We start from the raw sequence: 20,544 nt of genomic DNA, 5'->3' as shown, positions 1-20,544 counted from the left end.
ATCCAATCAACCTTGACGATACAGCGCAAAAGCCTCTTCGCCGCTCGCATTGTCGTGCACGATCGCCATCAATCCGCGCACCACGGCTTTCGGATTGGAGTGCTGATAGATGTTGCGTCCATAGACCATGCCCATCGCGCCCTGCTTCATCAAGGCCGCCGACTTGTCGAAGACGGATCTCAGATCCTCCTTGCCGCCGCCGCGAACGAGAACCGGGCAACGCGCTGCTTCAACCACCCGGTGGAACTCGTTCGCATCGGTGGTCGGGTCCGCCTTGACGATGTCGGCGCCCATTTCCCGGGCAAGCCGTGTCAGCGTGACGATCTTGTCGGGATCGCCGTCGACCATGTAGCCGCCATGCTCGGTCACCGGCTGCATGACGAGCGGTTCTATCATCAGTGGCATGCCGTATTTGTCGCAATCGGCCCGGACGCGGGCGATGTTCTGCACGCATTGGCGGAATAGATCCGGTTCGTCGGGCAGCATGAAAAGGTTGACGACGACGCAGGCCGCATCCATCGCCAGCGCCCCGACCAGTGGCTCGGCCTCGTTCTGCAGCACCGCCCACATGTCGCGGTGGCGGACGCGGTTATAGGGATTGCCCATGTCGATGCGCATGACGAGCGCCGGCTTGTCCTTGCCGGGCAACTCCTGCAGCAGATCGGCCTGGCCGTAATTCATCTGGATCGCGTCGGGCGCCGCCGCGGTGAGTGCCTTTACCACGGTCTCCATGTTTTCGAGTCCGCTCAGGAAGGAGGGTTCGTTGCAGACACCGTGATCGATCGCAACGTCGAGGCAGCGTCCACCGTTGAACAGGCGGTTCATCCGCACCTTGCTATTGGTTCTCATGCTCTTCTCCTTCGTCGTAGGTTGCGCGGCAGCCTGGATCGAGGCCACCGCAAAGATTGCGGTATCACCCCGCCGCGACGGCCTTGGCCATTGGGGGCGGCACTCGGGCCGCAAGGGCTTGCTCGTCGACCCCGTGCCGGTCTCGCAACAGCGTCAGGCACCGGTTCCGCTCACTCAGGCGGCGCGCCTCGGACCAGCCCTTCTCCTCCGTCAGCAGTTCGAGCGCAGCGTCGAGAATGGCGAGTGAGAGCGTGCCCGAGATGGCGAGCGTCGTGCGGCGCAAGAGCAGATCGTCCAGATGCTCGACCGCCTCGTTGCGGATCAGGAACAGAAGTTCCCGCATCGTATGACCGGCGCCCGGCATCACGGCATCGCTTGCCTGGCCGATGAAAGCCGCCAGGGCCTCCGCCTCCGTTCCGTAACGGGAGAACAATTCGGCGACGTGCGGCGGCGGCAGACCGCAGCGAGCGGCCAACGCGGCAATCCAGCTTTCGCGATCGGCCGGAAATCGCCGCCCCCCGCCGATGGCGCGGTCGGCCGTCGAGACGCGGCGTGAAAGGCCGAGCCGTTCCAGCGCCGTGTCGGCGGAAAGTTCGCCGAAGGAGCGAAAGGTCGTCCACTTGCCGCCGATCATGCACAGTACCGGCGTGCCGGCGCTCTCGATCGTGGTGCAGAAATGGTCGCGCGGGATGCGGCCGGTGAAACTGTCGCTGCTGGCGGGCAGTGGTCGCACGCCGGAGAACTGGAAGACGACTTCCTCCTGCCCGATCTCGATACCAGGCAAGACGAAGGCCAGCGACTGCAGGATGTAGTCGCGTTCCTCCTCCTCGCACCTGACCGTCCCGGGATCGTCGACCCGGATGTCGGTCGAACCGACCAGCACCTTGCCGAAATAGGGAAAGAGGATGCAGATGCGGCCGTCCTCGTTCTCGTAATAGATCATGTGATCGCCGAGCGCGTCTCGCAGTTCCACATTGTCGATGATGAGATGCGATCCCTTCGTGCCGCCCATCAGCGGGATGGAGGGGTGATCGGATGGCAACAGCGCGCCATTGGTGATGTCGATCCAGCCGCCGGTCGCGTTCACGATCAGACTGGGCTCGATCTCCACGCTGACCCCATCGACGCCGTCGGCAATGATGTATGTGCCGACCTCGTTTCTGCGAAGCTCAGCATAGTTCAGCGCTGCCGCCTCGGTCGAGGCGGACAGCCCGTCCTGCAGGAGCTCCATGCCGATCCGCTCGGGGTGGCTCACCCAGGCATCGTAATAGGTGGCGGAACTGCGTATCTTCGGGTTGAGCGCGGGCCATTTCGCGAGCGTCGCACGACGGCCGCGGAACCGGTGGCGCGGCATCAGTGCCCGCTTGCGCGTCAGCAAGTCGTAGATCGAAAGCCCGGCCTTGATCGCGACGGCCCCGCGGCGGCTCGGCCGGCGGCTCAAGCCGAGAAAGCGGACGATGCCGTTGGCAAGGCCGGAGAATATGTCGAAGACGGGAACCGTCGTCGCAAGAGGCGCCACGAGGTGCGGCGCGTTCCTGAGCAGCCGGTCCCGTTCCACGAGCGACTCCTTCACCAGCGTGAACTCGCCGTTTTCGAGGTATCGCAGGCCGCCATGCACCATGCGCGACAGCGCAGCACTCGCGCCCGAGCAGTAGTCGTGCTTCTCGACGAGCAGGACGCGCACCCCCTGCAGCGCGAGCTCGCGAAAGACGCTGAGCCCGTTGATGCCGCCGCCGAGGACGCAGACGTCCACCTTCGGGCTCCGGCGGAGCCCGTCCAAAATCTCTGTCCTTGTCATGGGGCGTCCGTTACCTGTCCATGTTCGCCAGCTCAGCCGCTATCGCAGCATCGATCGCCGAGAGGTCTTCCGCGCTGAGCCGGATCGTGCCGGCTCCTGCATTCTCGAGCGCCTGGGCCGGATTGCGCGCGCCGCAAAGCGCGAAGGTGATGCCGGGCTGCGCCAGGGTCCAGGCGATGACGATCTGGGCGATCGATGCCTCGTGCTCTTGCGCGATCGGCTTTATCGCTTCGGCGAAGCGCGTGACCTTCTCCCGGTTTGCGACGGAGAAACGGGGATTGTCCTTGCGCTGGTCGTCGCCGGAAAAGACGCGTTCCGGCCCGATCGAGCCGGAGAGAAGCCCCAGAGCGAGCGACGAATAGCTGAGCGTCGCCACTCCGTTTGCCGTCGTGACCGGCAGGAGTTGCGCTTCGATCTCCCGGTCCATCATGCTGAACCGTTCCTGGATCGCGTCGAGCCCGCCGATCTTCACATAGATCTCGAGTTCTTCCAGGTTCACGTTGCTTGCGCCGATCGCGCGGATCTTGCCAGCGGCGCGCAGATCCTCGAGCGCCCGCATGGTTTCCTCGATCGGCGTCGTCGGATCCTGCCAATGGGTGATGTAGAGGTCGATATAGTCGGTGCCGAGCCGTCTGAGGCTCTGTTCCACCTCGTGGAAGATCGATTCACGGCCGAGATGGCGGTGGACGGGCTTGCCGTCCTGGTCGAAGAAGTGATGGCCCTGCCGTGTATGCCAAACGAGGCCGCACTTCGTTGCGATCACCGCCTTGTCGCGGCGCCCGGACAACGCCTTGCCAACGATCTCTTCCGCCCGCCCGAGCCCATAGGCGGGTGCCGTGTCGATCAGCGTCACGCCTGCATCCAGAGAGGCCTGGATGGCGGCGATCGATTCCCGTTCATCCGTGCCGCCCCACATCCAGCCGCCGATTGCCCAGGTGCCGAGGCCGACTGCAGAGGCCGTGACCCCGGAGCGTCCGATCTCCCGCATGATATGTTGTCCATTCATGAACACTCTCCGCCTTCCTTGGCCAGTTCGAGAATGCGCGCTCCCGTCGCCTGATCCGTGACAAGCGTGTCCAGATGATTGCCGCGCATGACGCTTAAGATCGGCCCCGCCTTGCTGGGCCCGCTTGCGACACCGATCTTCGTCGGGATCGAAGCGAATTCGGAGAGCGTCAGCGAAACCAGACGCCGATTGAGCCCGTAGCCGCAGACGCGCCCGTGATCATCGAGCAGATGCGCCAGCAGCTCGCAGGAGGCGCCGGATTGCTCGATTGCCTCGCGATCGGTGCTGGAGGAGGGGTGCAGGTCGTAATAGCTGGAGTCGTCCGAAAGGATCGAGCCGATGCCGACCACGGCGATCTTCGCATCGCGCGCCCGCTTGAAGACGTCGGCGACCGAGCGCATGCCGAGCAGCATTTTCCGTTCCGCTTCGCTATCGGCAAAGAGCGGCGCGTGTATCTGGAAGGAATGCCCGCCGAGCCGGTCCGCCATCAGGGTGGAGACGTGGTTGACGTCGGTATAGTGCTTGCCTTGAACACAGCCGGTCGCGGGGATAACCTCAATATCGAAGCGACGCGACGGCTGCAGGCCGGCAACGACGGCGCTCACCCCCTTGCCGCCGGTGATGCAGATCGTATCTCCGTCGGCGATCTGTTCGAGCATAAGCCGTGCCGCGGCTTCGCCGACCGATTGCAGGGCGATCTGAGGATTGTCGGAGACCGTCGGCACGACGACCGCGCGGCGGATGCCTCCGAGCGCCAGCAATTGTTCTTCGATTTCCACCAATGGCTCGACCGGCGACTTGATCTTGATCTCGACGAGACCAAGCTGGCGGCCGCGCTTGATGAGGCGGTTGACGGTCGCATGCGAGATCCCGAGCTGGTCGGCGATCTGCGCCTGCGTCAGACCCTCCAGGAAGTGCAGCACCAGGGCTTGATGCATCTGCCTGGCGATGACGATTTCTTCGCGCGGGGCGGACATGGATTTCGGTTTGGCGTTCGGCATGTCACAGAGCCTTCCGCTTGTGCAGCAAGTGGTCGATCGAAACGGCGGCGAGCAGTATGCAGCCCTTGATCATATCCTGCCAGTACACCGAAACGTCCAGCAGGATCAGCGAGCTGGTGACGACGGAGAGCAGGGCGATGCCGAGGATGGCACCGAGGATCGTGCCCGAGCCGCCATTCAGCGAGGCGCCGCCGATCACCGCCGCGGCGATTATGTTGAGCTCCATGCCGACCCCAAAGGTGGGCGTCGCAGCGCCGAAGCGCGACATGTAGATCGTCCCCGCCACGCCGGAGAGTGTTGCGCAAAGCACCGTCACCCAGAACTTGACGTCCTTCGTCTTGATGCCGGAATAGAGCGCGGCCTTCTCGTTGCTGCCGGTGTAGAAGACCTTGCGGAAGGCGGTCGCCCGGCGCAGCAGGAAATCGAAGGCGGCGACGACGGCGATGAAGATCAGGATCACATAGGGAACCCCGAAGAAAGTACCCTGGCCGACTGCCTTGAATGCCGGCGGCAAGGTGAAGAGCGAAAGCGGCGTGCCCTTGGTGATGACGAGGCAGAGACCGCGCACGATCACCATGGCCGCAAGCGACGTGATGAAGTGGTTGAGCCCGACCACGGTGACGAAGAAGCCCATGATGCAGCCGATGGCGGCACTGGCGGCAATCCCGACGAGCGACGCCGTCCAGGGATCGACTCCCATCAGGAAGAGCGAGCCCGAGAGCACCATCGAAAAGCAGACGACGGAGCCGACCGAAAGATCGATGCCGCCGACGATCAAGAGGATCGTCATGCCGACGACGACGATGCCCTCGACCGAGAAGGACATGAGCATCGCACGGAAATTGCCGAGCGTCAGGAAATGCGGCGAGGCGAAGCTCATGATCACTGAGAGCGAAAGGATGATCGCAATCAGTCCGGCCTCGCGCATCGTGCCAATTCGCTTCCATGCCGGCCTGCGCGCTTTTCCCGCAACCGCCAATGTATCGACTGCCATAGCCCTGTCTCCCGCTTCTTCAGGCAGCATGCCCGGATGCCTTCAAGTTCGTTTCGCTTGCCGGCCCGATGCCGGATGCAAGCCGCATGATCGCCTCCTCGGTCATTTCGTCGCCCGATACCTCGCCGGCAATCCGGCCCTCGCGCACCACGAGGATCCGGTCGCAGAGGCCGATCAGCTCCGGCAGTTCGGACGAGATGACCAGAATGCCGATGCCGGCACGGGCAAGCTCGCGCAGCAGGCGATGGATTTCCGATTTGGCGCCGACATCGATGCCGCGCGTCGGCTCGTCCATCAGGATCACCTTTGGATCGACGGCCAGCTGCTTGGCGATCGCCACCTTCTGCTGGTTGCCGCCCGACAGCGAAGAGACCGGCATGTCGACGCCGCCCATCCGCACGCCAAGCCTGCGGGTCAGGTCTTCGGCGAGCAACCTTTCCTTGCGGGAATTGAGCAAGCCAAATGAGGTCAATGCCTTCAGATCGAGTGCGGCGATGTTCTGGGCGATCGAAAGATCGAGGAAAACGCCGGATCCTTTGCGGTCCTCCGAAAGGTAGACGACGCCGGCTTTCGCCGCGTCGGAATAGCGCCGCAGGCGAAGCACCTTGTCATGCAGCCGAACTTCGCCTTGCGTCACCGGACGTAGCGCACAGATGCCCTCGGCGATTTCCGTCCGTCCGGAGCCGATCAGGCCACCGACGCCGAGAATCTCGCCGTGGCGGAGTTCGAAGCTGATGTCGCGGAAGCGTGCACCGTCGCCGAGATCGCGGACCGAAAGAATCAGCTCGCCTACCCGTTCGGAGGAATGCTGCTTTTCCGGATAAAGCTGGTTGATCTCGCGGCCGACCATTAGTCGGACGACATCGTCAGGAGTGACGTCCGCAATCTTTTCCGTCGCGACATAGCGCCCGTCGCGGAAGACGGTCATCCGGTCGCAAAGGCTGAACACCTCCGCCATGCGGTGGCTGATATAGATGACGGAGATGCCGCGTGCCTTGAGATCACGGATGATACCGAAGAGCACCTGCGCTTCGGTCTCGGTCAGCGCCGCCGTCGGCTCGTCGAAGATAAGCACGCGGCAATCGAGCGTCAGCGCCTTGGCGATCTCGACGAGCTGCTGACTGGAGATCGGCAGGTCGCCGACCTTCTGGCTGACGTCGATCGGGGCCAGACGATTCATCACGGCCTGCGCGTCGCGCTCCAGCTGGGCGTAGTTCATCAGAGCCGAGCGACGGCGGTTCGTCGCCGCCATGAACATGTTTTCCGCGATTGTTGCGTCAGGGCAGAGCGCGATCTCCTGATGCACGAGGCCGATGCCGAGCGACTGTGCGACCGCGGGCGAGGCGATCTTCACTGTGACGCCTTCGATCAGGATTTCCCCTTCCGACGGCTGCAACACGCCGGCGATGACGTTCATCAGTGTCGACTTGCCGGCGCCGTTCTCGCCGCATAGCGCGTGAACTTCGCCCCGTTCGAGTCGAAAGTTTACAGCTGTCAACGCCTTCACGGCGCCGAAATGCTTGCTGACGTTGCGGATGTCCAGCACAGTCTCTGATGTCATCGCGATTTTTCCCCTCTCGCTTCGTCGGCCGCCCGGAGCAAAGATCCGGGCGGCCGCCCATGCGATCCTATTCCTCGATCCCCTTGGTGCCGCGGCGTTTCAGGTACTTGTCCCAGTAGAAATCGTCGGCGTTATCGGCCGTGACGATCGACAGCCCGTTGTCGACGACGGGTATGCTCATCGGATTGAAGCCGGAGCGACTGGCGTCGTTCATCGGGTCGATGAGCTCCGGGTGCTTGGCCAGCCATAGCAGCAGGAAGCCCATATAGCCCTGCATACCCTGGTTGGGGTTGATCGAACCGAAGACCTCGCCCGCCTTGATCATGTCGAGGATATTGGCGTTGACGTCGGCGCACATGACGAGCACCTTGCCGCCGGTTTCCTTGTTCGCCTGCGCCGCGCCGATCGCCGAATTTGCCTCGGGCATGAAGACGGCGCCGAGATTCGGGTTGGCCTGGATGAGGCTCGTCAGCCCCTGATAGGCCTTGTTCGGGTCTTGGTTGGAGGCGGCCCGGCCGACGAGCTTCATGTCGGGCCATTTCTCCTCCATGCGGGCGATGAAGGCCGAGATGCGCTTGTCGTGATTGTCCTGACCGGGATTTTCGAGCACCGCATATTCGCCCTTGCCCCCGAGCTTCTCGGCGATCTTGTCGGCGGCGTAGATGCCTTCGCGAGTATTGTCGGAGGTGATGTAGGAAACGCGCTTCGACAGGGGCGAATCGGCGGCGAAGGTCACGACCGCCGTGCCCTGGTCGGTCGCCCGGTTGATAGGCTCGATAAACGGATCCGAGTTCATCGGGTGAACCAGAATGCCGGCCGGGTTCTGCGCCAGGGCTTGATCGAAGCTGGCGATCTGCTTGTTGACGTCATATTCCGGTGTTCCGGTGTATGCCGTCTCGCAGCCGAACTGCTGGCCGGCCTGCTTGAACATCTCGTAGACCGGGAACCAGTATTCGACGCCTGATACCATCACGTTCATGACGTATTTTTCGCCCGGCTTGCAGCGGAACGGGTTTTCCGTCGCGGCGGTGGCCGTGCCGGCAAGAAGCGTGGTTGCGAGGACCGCCATGGCGGTCGTGCTGAGAAAATTGCGCAAGAGTCCTCCTCGAGGCCGAAGCCCCTCCCAAAAAGCGCATCGGTCCGCCAAAGGCGGCCGCTGTGTTCGTGAAGTCCGTTCTTCCTCCTCGAAGTCCGGTAGAGGCAGGTAACTCTACGGGAGCAGGCGTGTCAATATATTTCGTACACTGAAATATATTTCACGAGGGCTGCGCTTGAGTCGATATGTTGGGCTTGAAAGCGCCTGGCCTAGAAGACCCAGTCATTGCTATTCTGCTGCGATGAACGAGGAAGCCGAAATACCGCGGACCGGGGGAGAGAGAACCGCTGTTACACGCCGCGGCTCTGTCGTCCTGCGGGAGGCAGGCCCCTGGGCCCGGTCGATTCATGCGTTGCTGACGCATTTGCAGGAGGTCGGCTTCGAAGGCGCGCCTCGCGTCGTCGGTGATGGCCGCGACGAGCACGGCCGTGAGGTCCTGACGTATATCGACGGGAAGGTCATCAAATCCGGCGCCCTGGTCGGACGAGGCGATTTGGAGATTGGGCGATCTCATTCGCCGGTTACATGAGGCGCTTGCCACCTTCCGGCCACCACCCGACGCCGTCTGGCGTGACTGGTTCGGTCGCGGCATCGGCAAAGGGGACATCATCGGCCACTGTGACGCAGCGCCCTGGAATGTGATTTCGCGCCACGGCAATCCCGTTGCGTTAATCGACTGGGAGGCGGCCGGTCCGGTCGACAGGCTGACCGAATTGGCCATGATCGCCTGGAACAACGCGCAGCTCTACGATGACGACGTTGCCGAGAGGAACCGCCTGCCCGATACCGAAAGCCGGATGCGACAAGTGCGCCTCTTCGCCGATGGATACGGCCTCACGGCGCCGGAACGGCATCGGCTTGGCTACAGGATCGTCGAGTTCGCCGCCGAGAGCGCAGCGAACGAGGTGATCGAGCAGGGGATCACACCTAAGACCGAGCATGCTCCGCGCGTCTGGGGGATCGCCTGGCAAACGCGGAGCGTCGCCTGGTTGCTGCGAAATCGCAGCGCTCTCGAGCGCGCACTTGCATAGGGGTGGCGAGCACCTGTCGACGCGGGACATCCGGCATTGCTGCTTCAGGCTCGCGGCCTACCGGCGACAGAGCGCATGTTGTCGAGGAGGACCGCAATCAGCAGGATGAGACCACGCACCACATACTGATAGAAGGCCTGGATGTTGAGAAGGTTCATGACATTCTCGGCGATGCCCATGATCAGAACGCCGACAACGACGCCGGTCATGGTCGCCCTGCCGCCGGCAAGCGAAACACCGCCGAGAACGCATGCGGAAATCACCGAGAGTTCGAGGCCGGTGGCCGCATTCGGCTGACCTGAGGTGATGCGCGAGGCGAGCAGCACCCCTGCCACCGCACATACCAGCCCCTGCAGGGCGAAGATCCAGATGCGCGTCCGCGCGACGTCGACGCCGGCAAGCCGGGAAGCTTCGGGGTTGCCGCCGATCGCAAGCGTGTTCTTGCCGAAGACGGTACGGTTGAGCAGGAAACCGAAGACGACGAAGAAGATGCCCATCACCCAGATCGGCGTGGGTACGGTCAGGAACTTAGACAGGGAGAGCTGGTAAAATGCCGGATCGTTGATCCCGACCGCGCGGCCGTCCGATGCGATCAAGGCGAACCCGCGAACGATTTGCATCGTCGCCAGCGTCGTTATGAGCGCATTGATGCGGAAGCGGGCGATCACGATGCCGTTGGCCAAACCGACGATCGCGCCGCAGGCGAGTGCCGCGAGGAGACCGAGCACGATCGAACCCGTCGCGTTCGATGCCATGACGGCAACCATTCCCGAGAAGGCAACAGTAGAGCCGACTGAAAGATCGAAGTCGCGCGATGCCAGGCAGAACATCATGGTGCAGGCGACGACGCCGATGGTCACTACGGACTGCAGCAAGCCGAGCATGTTGCGTTCGGTGAGGAAATTTGGAACCGTCAGCGCCACCACCACGAAGGCGACGGCAAAGATCACCAGCAGGCCCTGTTCGCCGAGAAGAAGTTTTTTTAAGGAGGTCGTCATGGTCAGCTTACCTGTTCGGGAAGGATGGCCGTCGTGGCTGAGGCATCCGGAAGTGCTGCTGCAAGAATCCGGTGTTCGTCAAAATCGCTCCGGTCGATTTCGGCCGCGATGCGACCCTCGCACATGACGAGAATGCGGTCCGCAATCCCCATGACCTCGGGCAATTCGCTCGAAATGACGACGATCGCCATGCCTTGAGCCGCAAGCTCGTAGAGAATTTCGTAGATTTCCGATTTCGCGCCGACGTCGATGCCGCGGGTCGGTTCGTCGATCAGAAGCACCTTGACGCCCTCTTCCGACAGCCAGCGGCCAAGGATAACCTTCTGCTGGTTTCCGCCGGAAAGATTGACGATGTCCTGGTGGCGTGAGGGCGTGCGCACCCGCAGCTTCGCGATGAAACGCTCGGCAAGCTCCGCCTCCTTACCCTTGTCGACTATCCCGAACGGCGAGAAATGACGGCGGGAGGAGATCGCCATGTTCTCCTCGATCGAGCGCCCTTGGACGATGCCATCGAACTTCCTGTCTTCCGGGCACAGAACGACGCCGGCACGGACCGACAGCCGCGGGCTGTCCGCAGGTACGGCGACGCCGTCCACCAGGACCTTGCCCTGCCGGCGGCGGTCGGCACCATAGACCAAACGGGCCATTTCGCTTCGGCCCGCGCCGATCAGGCCAAAGAAGCCGAGAATCTCGCCGGCGCGGACGGTAAAGCTGATCGGTTGGGGCAGGGTGGTGCCGGAAACGCCTTCGACCGAAAGCCTCGCGGGTCCGAGCGGCCGGGCGCGCCAACCCCAGATGTTCGAAATTTCGCGCCCGACCATCTCGGCGATGATCTGTTCGCGGCCGACTTTCGAGATGTCCGGATGATGGGCGGCAAGCCGCCCGTCTCTCAGCACGGTCAGGCTGTCGCACAGGCGGAAGATCTCGTCCAGCCGATGCGAGACATAGAGGATGACCGTACCGCGCGACCGCAATCTGTCAATCAGGGCGAAGAGGATTTCGCTTTCTCGTGAGGAGAGCGAAGAGGTCGGTTCGTCCAAGGCAATCACGCGAGCGTCGGTCATCACCGCTTTGGCGATCTCGACCATCTGCCGCTCGCCGATCGACAGGGACGCAACCTTCGCCTCAGGATCGACGTCGATACCGATTTCGGCGAGCCTGTCGGAGACGACGCGGATCAATTGCCGACGGTCGATGACGCCGGCCTTGCCGGGGAAACGGCCGAGCCAGAGGTTTTCGGCGACCGTCAGCTCGGGTACGAGTTGCAGTTCCTGATGGATGACGATGACGCCCGCGTTGAAGGCATCGCGTACGGAGCGATAGTGCTGCGGTTCGCCGTCGATGCGGATCTCGCCGGTATCTGCCGTTTGGTCTCCGGAGAGCACCCGTATCAAGGTGGATTTTCCCGCTCCGTTTTCGCCCATCAGCCCGTGAACAGCGCCCTTTCGGACAGAGAAGGAGACCTCCGACAGCGCCTGAACGCCGGGATAGCCCTTTGAGATCGATTGGAATTCCAGAAAGTCCTGCATTGAAGCGCTCCGGGAAGGACGCCCGGCGCTTGGCGACGCCGGGCTCGTTTCAGTCGGCAGGGTCCTACTCGATGCCGAGTTCCTTGCGGACGGCCTCATAGTTGTCGCGCAATGCAAGCTGGCCCGCGGTCAGGATCAGGCCTTCCGGTTCCTTGCCGTTGGCGATCCACTGATACATGTTGAGGGCCGTCTCGTAGCCGTGGCGCTTCGGCGAGATGATGACAGTGCCGAAGAAGCCCGTCGCGGAAGGCTTCTTGAATTCGTTGATCGCGGAGTCCGCGCCGCCGATGCCGATGCCGATCATGCTGTCCGCGGGGATGCCGACCGTCTCGGTGGCGCGCACTGCACCGAGCACGGCTTCGTCGTTGAGACCGACGGCGACCCACTTCTTGATGCCCGCATTCTTGTTGAGAACGACTGTGGCGGCATTGAGAGCGGCTTCGGTGTCAGTCTTTGCCTGCGGCGCGTCGAAGATATTGGCTTCGGGGAAGCCGTTCGCCTTCAGAACGGAGAGAGCACCTTCAACGCGGTCCACGGCGGTCGGGAGTTGGTCGTAGGAAACGCGGATCGCCCCGACGTCCTTCATGTCCCAGCCGCGCTTCTTGATCTCCGCGACGATCGCTTCGCCCACGGCCTCGCCGATCTTGGTGGCGGAGATGCCCATATGCGGAACCTCTTCGAGCGGGCTGCCGTCGGCATTGACCAGCCGATCGTCGACCGTCATCAGCTTCAGATCGTTGGCTGCCGCCTTGGCGACGATGCCCGGGCCGAGCTTCACGTCAGGGGTGCAGATGATGAAACCCTGCGCACCTTGAGCGCCGAGATTGTCGATGGCCGACTGAACCTTTTCGCCATCCTGGGCGCCGATCTTGACGAGCGTGAAGCCCTTTTCCTTGGCCGCCTCGTCGGCGAATTTCCATTCATCCTGGAACCACGGCTCCTCGGGCTGCTTGACGATGAATCCGATCTTCACGTCGGCGGCGAAGGCGGATGTTGCAGCAAAGATCGCGACGGTGCCGGCCAAAGCGACGGCCTTGATAAAGCGCATGATTTCTCTCCCTGTTCGAACTGCTCCCAGCAGCCGCATTTGTGTATGATGGAAAGATCATACTTGTCAATTGAACTGGTATGATGAATGATGAACATGTGTCTGATAAAGCGGGACGAACGAAGGGTCGTCAGTTCGGCTCAATTGCGATAAGCATCGCTTCAAGTCCCAAGAAGTAGCGGCCCGCGCATGGAGATTTCGGTGCAAGGACAACAGGATCAACCGACGGAGCCGAGCGGCGTGCCTTCTCGCCGGCCCCGTGTCCAGAAGGATGTGACGCGGGCGATCGCCGCCGAGATCTGCGGTGACGACTATCCAGCAGGCAGCTTTCTGCCGCGGGAGAACGACCTGTGCGAGCGCTACGGCGTCAGCCGCACTGTGATACGGGAATCGCTGAAGATCCTCGAATCGAAGGGACTGGTGCGCGGTCGTTCGCGCGTCGGCACCGTCGTCTGCAGCAAGGACGAGTGGAACATTCTCGACCAGCAGGTTCTGGAATGGATCGGCGACCGGATTTTTCAGTTCGATCTTCTGAACTGTATTTTGGAAGCGCGCCGTGCGATCGAGCCGATTGCGGCGGAGCTGGCTGCTGCGCGCGCGACGGTGCAGGAAATCGCCGCAATCGAGCGCGCCTGGCAGCAGATGAGGGACGCCGAAGGCGACATCGTGAAGTTCACGGCGGCGGACGTCGCCTTCCACGAGTCACTCTTGAAGGCGAGCCACAATCAGGTGTTCCAGCAGCTGGCGAGCATCATCCAGGCCGGTCTCAAATTCTCGCTGCAAGCGTCGAACGAGGCAGCGGACACGTGCGGCGACGCCGTGGAAATCCACAGGCACTTGGTCGAAGCGCTGCGGATGCGCGACACGGCTGCTGCGCGCAACTGTTCGAATCAGTTGCTGGACCTCGCCGCACGTGATCTCGCCGTCGCCGTCGAGCGGCATTCGCCGCAAGGCTGACTGCCCATATAGGCGCCGTTCGGATAGCCATATTCCTACTCAGATTGGACGTATTTCATGAAAATTACGAAGCTGACGACCTTTATCGTTCCGCCGCGCTGGCTGTTTCTCAAGATCGAAACCGATGAGGGTGTCGTGGGGTGGGGGGAGCCCGTAGTCGAGGGGCGCGCCCTGACGGTCGAAGCTGCCGTTCACGAGCTTTCGGACTATCTGGTGGGCAAGGACCCCTTCCTGATCGAGGACCATTGGAATGTCCTTTATCGCGGCGGGTTCTACCGAGGCGGCGCCATCCATATGAGCGCGCTTGCCGGCGTCGATCAGGCGCTTTGGGACATCAAGGGCAAGGCGCTCGGTCAGCCTGTCCACTCTCTGCTCGGCGGCCAGTGCCGAGACAGGATCAAGGTCTATTCCTGGATCGGCGGCGATCGCCCGAGCGATGTCGCGAACAATGCGCGCGAGGTGGTCGCCCGCGGCTTCAAGGCGATCAAGCTCAACGGCTGCGAGGAGATGCAGATCGTCGACACCAACGAGAAGATCGACAAGGCGGTCGAGACGATAGGGCTGATCCGCGATGCGATCGGCCCTCATATCGGCATCGGCGTCGATTTCCACGGGCGGGTCCATCGCCCGATGGCGAAGGTTCTCGCCAAGGAGCTTGAGCAGTTCAAGCTGATGTTCATCGAGGAGCCCGTCCTTTCGGAGAACCGCGAAGCCCTGAGGGAAATCGCCAATCATTGCTCGACGCCGATCGCACTCGGCGAAAGGCTCTATTCGCGTTGGGACTTCAAATCGGTTCTCTCGGACGGATTCGTCGATATCATCCAGCCGGACCTTTCTCATGCCGGCGGGATCACCGAATGCCGCAAGATCGCCGCTATGGCCGAGGCCTACGACGTGGCGCTGGCGCCGCACTGCCCCCTCGGGCCGATTGCCCTTGCCGCCTGCCTGCAGGTCGACGCGGTCAGCTATAACGCCTTCATCCAGGAGCAGAGCCTGGGCATCCACTACAACGAGGCGAACGATATCCTCGACTACATCTCCAATAAGGAGGTATTCGCTTACGAAGACGGCTTCGTTTCCATTCCGCAGGGACCCGGTCTCGGCATCGAGGTCGACGAGGCTTATGTGGTGGAACGGGCGAAGGAGGGGCATCGCTGGCGCAATCCGGTCTGGCGCCATTCGGACGGCAGTGTGGCCGAGTGGTGATGACTATGGGCCGATCGAAGGGACGGCAGGGATGAGTGACCGGCTTAAGGGTAAGCGGATCATGGTGACCGGTGCTGCACAGGGCATCGGCCTTGCGATTGCCGAAGTGTTCCTGTCGGAGGGGGCGGCACTCTTCCTCGTCGACCGCGACGGTCCCCTGCTTGAAAAGGAGGCGAAGCGCCTGCAGCGGCAGGGGCAGTCGCTCTCCTACGCCGAGGCCGACATTACGGATGCGGAGGCGATCGAAGAAGCGCTGTCGGCGGCCGCTTCATCGATCGGTCCGATCAATGCGCTCGTCAACAATGCCGGGGTCAACGTCTTCTCGGAGCCGCTGGAGATGAGCGATGCCGATTGGCAGCGCTGTTTCGACATCAACCTCCGTGGCGCCTGGAACTGCTGCAGGGCGGTGCTGCCTGGCCTGATCGAAGAGGGCGGTGGGGTGATCCTCAACATCGCCTCGACGCATGCCTTCACCATCATTCCGCACACCTTTCCCTATCCCGTCGCAAAGCACGCGTTGCTCGGCATGACAAAGGCGCTCGGGATCGAATATGCATCGAAGGGTGTGCGCGTGAATGCGCTGGCACCGGGTTATGTCTTGACCCAGAAGGCCTACGACTACTGGGACAGCTTTCCGGACCCGGCGGCAGCCGAGGCGGCAACCCTGAAGCTCCACCCGGGCGGCCGCATCGCGACGGCAGAAGAGATCGCCCGCGCCGCCGTCTTCATGATCTCCGACGAGTGCCCTTTCATGAACGCGACCTGCCTGACGGTGGATGGCGGGCTCAGCGTCCTGCATCATCCGGCTTGAAGCCCTGCGCACAACCGCAGACGCCCTCACCGCCGATCGGAATGAAGTCGACAGGACGTTTCGGAAAAACCAGGGAAGCGGGTCGGTCGCCAAGCTGTCGGGCCCCGCTCGTATCCAGCGGAAAAGCCGGTTGCTGTTAACGCCACGCCGACGCGCCACGTCCGCAACCGAATTGCGGGGAAACTGCGCTTCCTCAACGGTCGGCGACTTGTCTTCCAGCGACCAATTCGTCGACCGCGCTTAGCCGCCGACAACAAATCTTGGGCTGCTGGTCTGGTACGATCGTGATCGGCCTGCCTATCCACACGACGAAGAGATCAGTCTGGAATGCTTGACGCCGATGCTGTATAGGTTACAACTTGTCCTTGCGGCGTGACCACCTCTCCTCCTGAAGCGAGATAATCGTCATGTGTCACAAATCCTCTGGATCGCAGGAGTTGGCGCACTACGAGGTTGTAGTGCATGCGGTGTCCGGTCCCGCAGCGTTGTCCCTTTTTGCGCGCCCCGTTCTGACGTTGCTTCGCTCTGGCAGAGAAATGCTTGCAGCGGCTCTCGTGCTCGGGCTTTGCGCCACCGCCAGCGCCGAGGACGTGCTTTTCGAAAACGTCCGCATCTTCGACGGAAAAGGTGCTGCTCTGTCGGCCCCGTCGAATGTTCTGGTCCAGGGCAATGTGATCGCGGAGATTTCGACAAGCCCCATCGACGCCGAAGGCGCTGAGCGCATTGCCGGCGACGGGCGAACGCTGATGCCGGGCCTGATCGATGCGCACTGGCATGCGATGTTGGCTGCTTCCACCCCGGCAGAGGCAATGGGCGACGTCAGCTTCGCCAGTATCCTGGCCGGCGATGAGGCGACGGATACGCTGATGCGCGGCTTCACCACCGTCCGCGACGTGGGCGGGCCGGCGTTCGGCCTCAAGCGCGCGATAGACCAGGGCATCATCCCCGGACCGCGCATCTATCCGTCCGGTGCCATGATCACAGTGACCAGCGGGCATGGCGATTTCCGCCAGCTCACTGACCTGCCAAGGAGGACCGGCGGCCTGCTCACGCCGATGGAGACGAGCGGGGGTGCCATGGTCGTGGACAGCCCCGACGAGGTGCGTTTGCGGGTCCGCGAGCAGTTCATGCAAGGGGCAGTTCTGATCAAGCTGACGGCGGGCGGCGGGGTGTCTTCACCCTTCAGCCCGCTCGACGTCACCACCTTCACCGGGCCAGAATTGCGGGCCGCGGTGGAAATTGCCGAGAATTGGGGCACCTACGTCGCCGCGCACGCCTTCACCCCGGATGCGATCCGGCAGGCTATCGCTGCTGGTGTGAAGTGCATCGAACACGGCTTCCTCATGGATGAGGCCACGGCCAGGCTGATCGCCGAGAAGGACATTTGGCTGAGCTTGCAGCCGCTTCCCGAATTGATGAGGACAGGCCTTCGCGAGGGTTCCGTCGAGCGCGCTAAGGCCGATGAGGTGTGGCCGGGCATCGGCAGGACATACGAACTGGCAAAGAAGTACAAGATCAAGACCGCTTGGGGCACGGATGTCCTGTTCTCCCGTGCACTGGCGAAGCAACAAGGAGCAATTCTGGCATCGCTCGTGCATTGGTACACGCCTGCCGAAGCGCTTGTCATGGCGACCGGGACCAATGCCGAACTGCTGGCGCTGTCGGGCCGGCGCAATCCCTATCCGGGAAAGCTGGGCGTGATCGAAAAAGGCGCGCTCGCGGACCTCCTGCTCGTCGAAGGCAATCCGCTGGAGAATATCGAGCTGGTGGCAGATCCTGCCAACAGCTTCAAAATCATCATGAAGGACGGCGTGATCTACAAAAACACAGTCGCCAAGTGAGCATCGACTGCCTGATGGCCCCACCGAAGATTGCTGTCGTCGCATGCTACTGATGACTGCGGAGATCGTCTGAGAGGTAGGTGCATGCCCGCCGCAAGAATCAAGATAATTTACATTACCCAAATTCTGATCGCGACACTGCTCCTGCTTGCGATGCTCTCGATGGCAAGTTCGATATTTGCCCCCGTAGCTTTTGCGCTATTTATTATCGCGCTTGTGTGGCCGACGCAGTGCCGCTTGCAGACTATGCTCCCTCGCTATTTGGCGCTCATCATCAGCTTCCTCTTGGTCGTGCTCGCCATTGTCGCATTCGGCTGGCTCATAGCCTGGGCATTCGGGCACGTCGGCCGGTGGATCATCGCGGATGCTGCGCGTTTTCAGCAGGTCTATGACCAGGTTCGCCTCTGGCTCGAGGAACACGGCGTCGCGGTTGGCGTGCTTTGGTCGGAAAACTTCGGCGTTGGCTGGGTCTTGCGTACTGTGCAGGCCGCAAGCGGCCGGCTTAACAGCACCTTCAGTTTCTGGCTGATCGCGCTCGTCTATGTCCTGCTCGGGCTGATGGAGGTGGAGGCTTTCGGGCGCAGGATCGAGGCGCTGCGAAACCGGACAGCCAGTGCACTGCTTCTTCATGGCAGCCAGCAAACCGCTATAAAGATCCGCCGTTACATGATGATCAGGACGGTGATGAGTGTCGTCACAGGTCTTCTGGTTTGGATTTTCACCCGCGCTGTTGGGTTGCCTCTCGCGGAGGAATGGGGCTTCATTGCGTTCGCTCTCAACTACATCCCCTTTCTTGGGCCGCTTCTGGCCACCTTGTTTCCGACGCTCTTTGCTCTTATCCAGTTCGGGACTTTGGAGACCGTCTTGATTGTCTTTACGGGCTTGAACCTCATTCAGTTCGTCGTGAGCAGTTACATCGAGCCACGAGCCTCAGGCAGCGCGCTGTCAATGTCTCCTGTCATGGTCCTGTTTTCCGTTTTCTTATGGGGGTATCTCTGGGGGATCTTCGGCGCCTTCATCGGCGTGCCGATAACGATCGCGTTGCTGACTTTCTGCAACCAGCATCCGTCCAGCAAGTGGCTTTCGGAATTGTTCGGTCAGGAGATGGCAGCCGATCAGGTCGCTTCGACGCCCACCGGATAATACGGTCGTCATCGTCAGCCGTCGCGGCTATGTGGGTCAAGCGATCACACGATAGCGCCGATTCAGTCCCGGCAGTCAGGCGGGTGGCGATGCCGGATTGTTTCCACCTTCGTCCGGCCGGGGGAAAAATGCGAATCTCAGCCAAGCCACGCCATGCGCCAGGAAATCGATCCCCAGCAAGAGCGCAAGGAGCCAAAGACCCATCTTCGGGAACTCGGCCAGGACGACAAGTCCCGCTGCGGCGCCGAAGGCTCCCGACAGCATCATGGGCCATCCTGCCTCACGCCAGTAGCTATTACTGAGCAGGATTCTGACGACGCCTGAGAGGATGAACAGCAGGCCGACCGTGTAGGTTTGCAACAGCTCTTGTGTACGCAAAGAGCGGGCCACAATGTTCGTGAGCACCTCCATCACGCTCGAGCCGGCGACGTCGGTGAGCATCAAGCCAAGCGCGATATATAAAAATCCGAGCAGCGTTTGCCATGACAAGCCACCCCATCGTCTCGCCCAGAAGGCATATACGATTTCGAATACGCCGACCAAGATGGCAGCGGTTCCGACGAAGACCGGAGTAACGACTGATGCAAACGCCACATCCGTCAGGACGACCAGTCCCGCCAGGAGCATGACGCCGCCAAGCACCACCCGAACCGAAGGCGGGGGGCCGCTCGGGTCGCCACCTGCATTGACCGGCATGGTGTCATAAGATGCCATGGCTTCCTCGTCACTCCGGCTGCTCGTTGCCACTACTATGCTCCGAGAACCGGCGCGATCATCGGCAAGACGCTTCAACGGCGCAGACGCATCGATCCGCGGGCGAACAGACGTCTGTGCGGACCTTGCGCCTGCAGCCAGCGCCCGGCGCAAATCGCACTATCGCCGTTCATTTCGGCGAAGGACGTGGCCCACTATGAAAGCTATGCCGACGAGCAGAAGGACTACTCCTGCCAATCCGATTCCAAACGAGCCATATCGGTAGCCGGACGCCGCGACGAGGAAACCAACAATGAGACTCCCGAAGCCGATTAGCTTCATTTTCATCAGGTTGAAGTTTTCGCCGTATCCTGCCATGTGAGCATCCAATTTCTGCGCGTCCGGTTCGGTTGTCACCAGCGCGAAGGGCGTCTAAGCGGCGCTCGCTTTCTGCAAGGCCTCCCGCAGTAGTTGCTCCTTGCTTTCATCCAGAGAGGTTCTCAGGATGGTGCCGCCAAACGGCGATATATCCTTCAGAACCTTGTCCTCAGTCATCTCCTTCACCAGCACGAACAGCGCCGCATTGCCGGGCTGAAGGCCCCTGGCAAGTTCCTTCATGAAGTCATCGTTGATGCCCACATCGCTCAACGCGCCGCCGATCGCTCCGGACGCCGCACCTACGGCCACCCCGATCAGCGGGTTGAGGAACAGCACACCGACGAGCAATCCCCAGAAGCTTCCTGAAGCGGCACCAGCCGCAGTTAGGTTCATCAGTTGATTCAACTTGACCTTGCCCGCGTCTGTCTTTGTCGCGATCACTGCGTCGCCCAACGTGAGCAAGTATTCTTTCTGCAGCTCAATCAGCCGCTTTCGGACTTCTTCGGCTTTGTCTTCACTGGGATAAATAATGGCAATCAGGCTGGACATGACTAACTCCCATTTACTTGAGTTGCGAAGTTCTCGACGCGTCCCGGTGATGACG

18 protein-coding genes and 2 pseudogenes are annotated in these 20,544 nt (G+C 61.8%); 7 read left to right on the top strand and 13 right to left on the bottom strand.

Annotation, left to right across the window (positions count from 1 at the left end; all coding sequences use genetic code 11):
* Positions 1-6: 6 nt before the first annotated feature.
* The 7 genes from M1D34_RS23220 to M1D34_RS23190 form a co-directional block, all read right to left on the bottom strand.
* Positions 7-849 carry a class I fructose-bisphosphate aldolase gene (locus M1D34_RS23220; RefSeq protein ID WP_498782375.1) on the bottom strand — a complete coding sequence of 281 codons (843 nt, stop codon included), beginning with the start codon at positions 847-849 and terminating at the stop codon, positions 7-9.
* Between the two features lie 64 nt (positions 850-913).
* The gene (locus M1D34_RS23215; RefSeq protein WP_498782373.1) at positions 914-2,647 is read right to left on the bottom strand and encodes a glycerol-3-phosphate dehydrogenase/oxidase; all 1,734 of its coding nucleotides are present in this window, start codon (positions 2,645-2,647) and stop codon (positions 914-916) included.
* 10 nt (positions 2,648-2,657) lie between these two features.
* The gene (locus tag M1D34_RS23210; RefSeq protein ID WP_498782371.1) at positions 2,658-3,653 is read right to left on the bottom strand and encodes an aldo/keto reductase; all 996 of its coding nucleotides are present in this window, start codon (positions 3,651-3,653) and stop codon (positions 2,658-2,660) included.
* Positions 3,650-4,654 carry a sugar-binding transcriptional regulator gene (locus M1D34_RS23205; protein ID WP_498782369.1) on the bottom strand — a complete coding sequence of 335 codons (1,005 nt, stop codon included), beginning with the start codon at positions 4,652-4,654 and terminating at the stop codon, positions 3,650-3,652. The genes M1D34_RS23210 and M1D34_RS23205 overlap by 4 nt, the downstream gene beginning before the upstream one ends.
* 1 nt (position 4,655) lies before the next feature.
* Entirely contained in the window at positions 4,656-5,648 is a 993-nt protein-coding gene (locus M1D34_RS23200) for an ABC transporter permease (RefSeq protein WP_498782367.1), read from the bottom strand.
* A gap of 19 nt (positions 5,649-5,667) precedes the next feature.
* The gene (locus M1D34_RS23195) at positions 5,668-7,209 is read right to left on the bottom strand and encodes a sugar ABC transporter ATP-binding protein (RefSeq protein ID WP_498782365.1); all 1,542 of its coding nucleotides are present in this window, start codon (positions 7,207-7,209) and stop codon (positions 5,668-5,670) included.
* Between the two features lie 67 nt (positions 7,210-7,276).
* Positions 7,277-8,305, bottom strand: a complete 1,029-nt coding sequence (locus M1D34_RS23190) for a substrate-binding domain-containing protein (protein WP_498782363.1) — start codon at positions 8,303-8,305, stop codon at positions 7,277-7,279.
* Positions 8,306-8,546: 241 nt separating this feature from the next.
* Between M1D34_RS23190 and M1D34_RS23185 the strand changes: the two are divergent.
* Positions 8,547-9,336: pseudogene (locus tag M1D34_RS23185) on the top strand (phosphotransferase).
* A 44-nt stretch (positions 9,337-9,380) separates the two neighbouring features.
* On the opposite strand, the gene araH reads toward M1D34_RS23185, so the two are convergent.
* The 3 genes from araH to M1D34_RS23170 all read right to left on the bottom strand — a co-directional run bounded on the left by araH (position 9,381) and on the right by M1D34_RS23170 (position 12,911).
* Positions 9,381-10,334 (bottom strand): L-arabinose ABC transporter permease AraH, encoded by a 954-nt coding sequence (araH, locus tag M1D34_RS23180; RefSeq protein WP_498782361.1) that lies wholly within the window; start codon positions 10,332-10,334, stop codon positions 9,381-9,383.
* A 2-nt stretch (positions 10,335-10,336) separates the two neighbouring features.
* Positions 10,337-11,863 carry an L-arabinose ABC transporter ATP-binding protein AraG gene (araG, locus tag M1D34_RS23175; RefSeq protein ID WP_498782359.1) on the bottom strand — a complete coding sequence of 509 codons (1,527 nt, stop codon included), beginning with the start codon at positions 11,861-11,863 and terminating at the stop codon, positions 10,337-10,339.
* A 64-nt stretch (positions 11,864-11,927) separates the two neighbouring features.
* A complete protein-coding gene (locus tag M1D34_RS23170) occupies positions 11,928-12,911 on the bottom strand; it encodes an arabinose ABC transporter substrate-binding protein (RefSeq protein WP_498782357.1) in 984 nt (327 codons plus the stop codon).
* A 189-nt stretch (positions 12,912-13,100) separates the two neighbouring features.
* Here M1D34_RS23170 and M1D34_RS23165 point away from each other — a divergent pair, with 189 nt between their 5' ends.
* The 3 genes from M1D34_RS23165 to M1D34_RS23155 are packed head-to-tail and all read left to right on the top strand — an operon-like array spanning position 13,101 to position 15,885.
* Positions 13,101-13,868, top strand: a complete 768-nt coding sequence (locus tag M1D34_RS23165) for a FadR/GntR family transcriptional regulator (protein WP_498782355.1) — start codon at positions 13,101-13,103, stop codon at positions 13,866-13,868.
* A gap of 57 nt (positions 13,869-13,925) precedes the next feature.
* On the top strand, positions 13,926-15,074 hold the full coding sequence (dgoD, locus tag M1D34_RS23160; protein WP_498782353.1) for a galactonate dehydratase: 1,149 nt from the start codon (positions 13,926-13,928) through the stop codon (positions 15,072-15,074).
* Between the two features lie 31 nt (positions 15,075-15,105).
* Positions 15,106-15,885 carry an SDR family oxidoreductase gene (locus M1D34_RS23155; RefSeq protein WP_498782351.1) on the top strand — a complete coding sequence of 260 codons (780 nt, stop codon included), beginning with the start codon at positions 15,106-15,108 and terminating at the stop codon, positions 15,883-15,885.
* Positions 15,886-16,035: 150 nt separating this feature from the next.
* Here the strand turns inward: M1D34_RS23155 and M1D34_RS23150 are convergent.
* Positions 16,036-16,104, bottom strand: a pseudogene (locus M1D34_RS23150) (hypothetical protein); the annotation flags it as partial.
* A gap of 317 nt (positions 16,105-16,421) precedes the next feature.
* Here M1D34_RS23150 and M1D34_RS23145 point away from each other — a divergent pair.
* Positions 16,422-17,726 carry a metal-dependent hydrolase family protein gene (locus M1D34_RS23145; protein WP_498782349.1) on the top strand — a complete coding sequence of 435 codons (1,305 nt, stop codon included), beginning with the start codon at positions 16,422-16,424 and terminating at the stop codon, positions 17,724-17,726.
* An 84-nt stretch (positions 17,727-17,810) separates the two neighbouring features.
* Entirely contained in the window at positions 17,811-18,869 is a 1,059-nt protein-coding gene (locus M1D34_RS23140) for an AI-2E family transporter (protein ID WP_498782347.1), read from the top strand.
* A 75-nt stretch (positions 18,870-18,944) separates the two neighbouring features.
* Here the strand turns inward: M1D34_RS23140 and M1D34_RS23135 are convergent, their stop codons facing one another.
* On the bottom strand, positions 18,945-19,583 hold the full coding sequence (locus M1D34_RS23135) for an HdeD family acid-resistance protein (protein ID WP_498782345.1): 639 nt from the start codon (positions 19,581-19,583) through the stop codon (positions 18,945-18,947).
* A 186-nt stretch (positions 19,584-19,769) separates the two neighbouring features.
* Here M1D34_RS23135 and M1D34_RS23130 point away from each other — a divergent pair, with 186 nt between their 5' ends.
* The gene (locus tag M1D34_RS23130; RefSeq protein ID WP_498782343.1) at positions 19,770-19,898 is read left to right on the top strand and encodes a hypothetical protein; all 129 of its coding nucleotides are present in this window, start codon (positions 19,770-19,772) and stop codon (positions 19,896-19,898) included.
* 96 nt (positions 19,899-19,994) lie between these two features.
* Here the strand turns inward: M1D34_RS23130 and M1D34_RS23125 are convergent, their stop codons facing one another.
* A complete protein-coding gene (locus M1D34_RS23125; RefSeq protein WP_498782341.1) occupies positions 19,995-20,489 on the bottom strand; it encodes a DUF1269 domain-containing protein in 495 nt (164 codons plus the stop codon).
* Between the last annotated feature and the right edge of the window lie 55 nt (positions 20,490-20,544).

Source organism: Ensifer sp. D2-11 (genome assembly GCF_054161295.1).
This window is presented reverse-complemented; position numbering and strand designations above follow the sequence as displayed.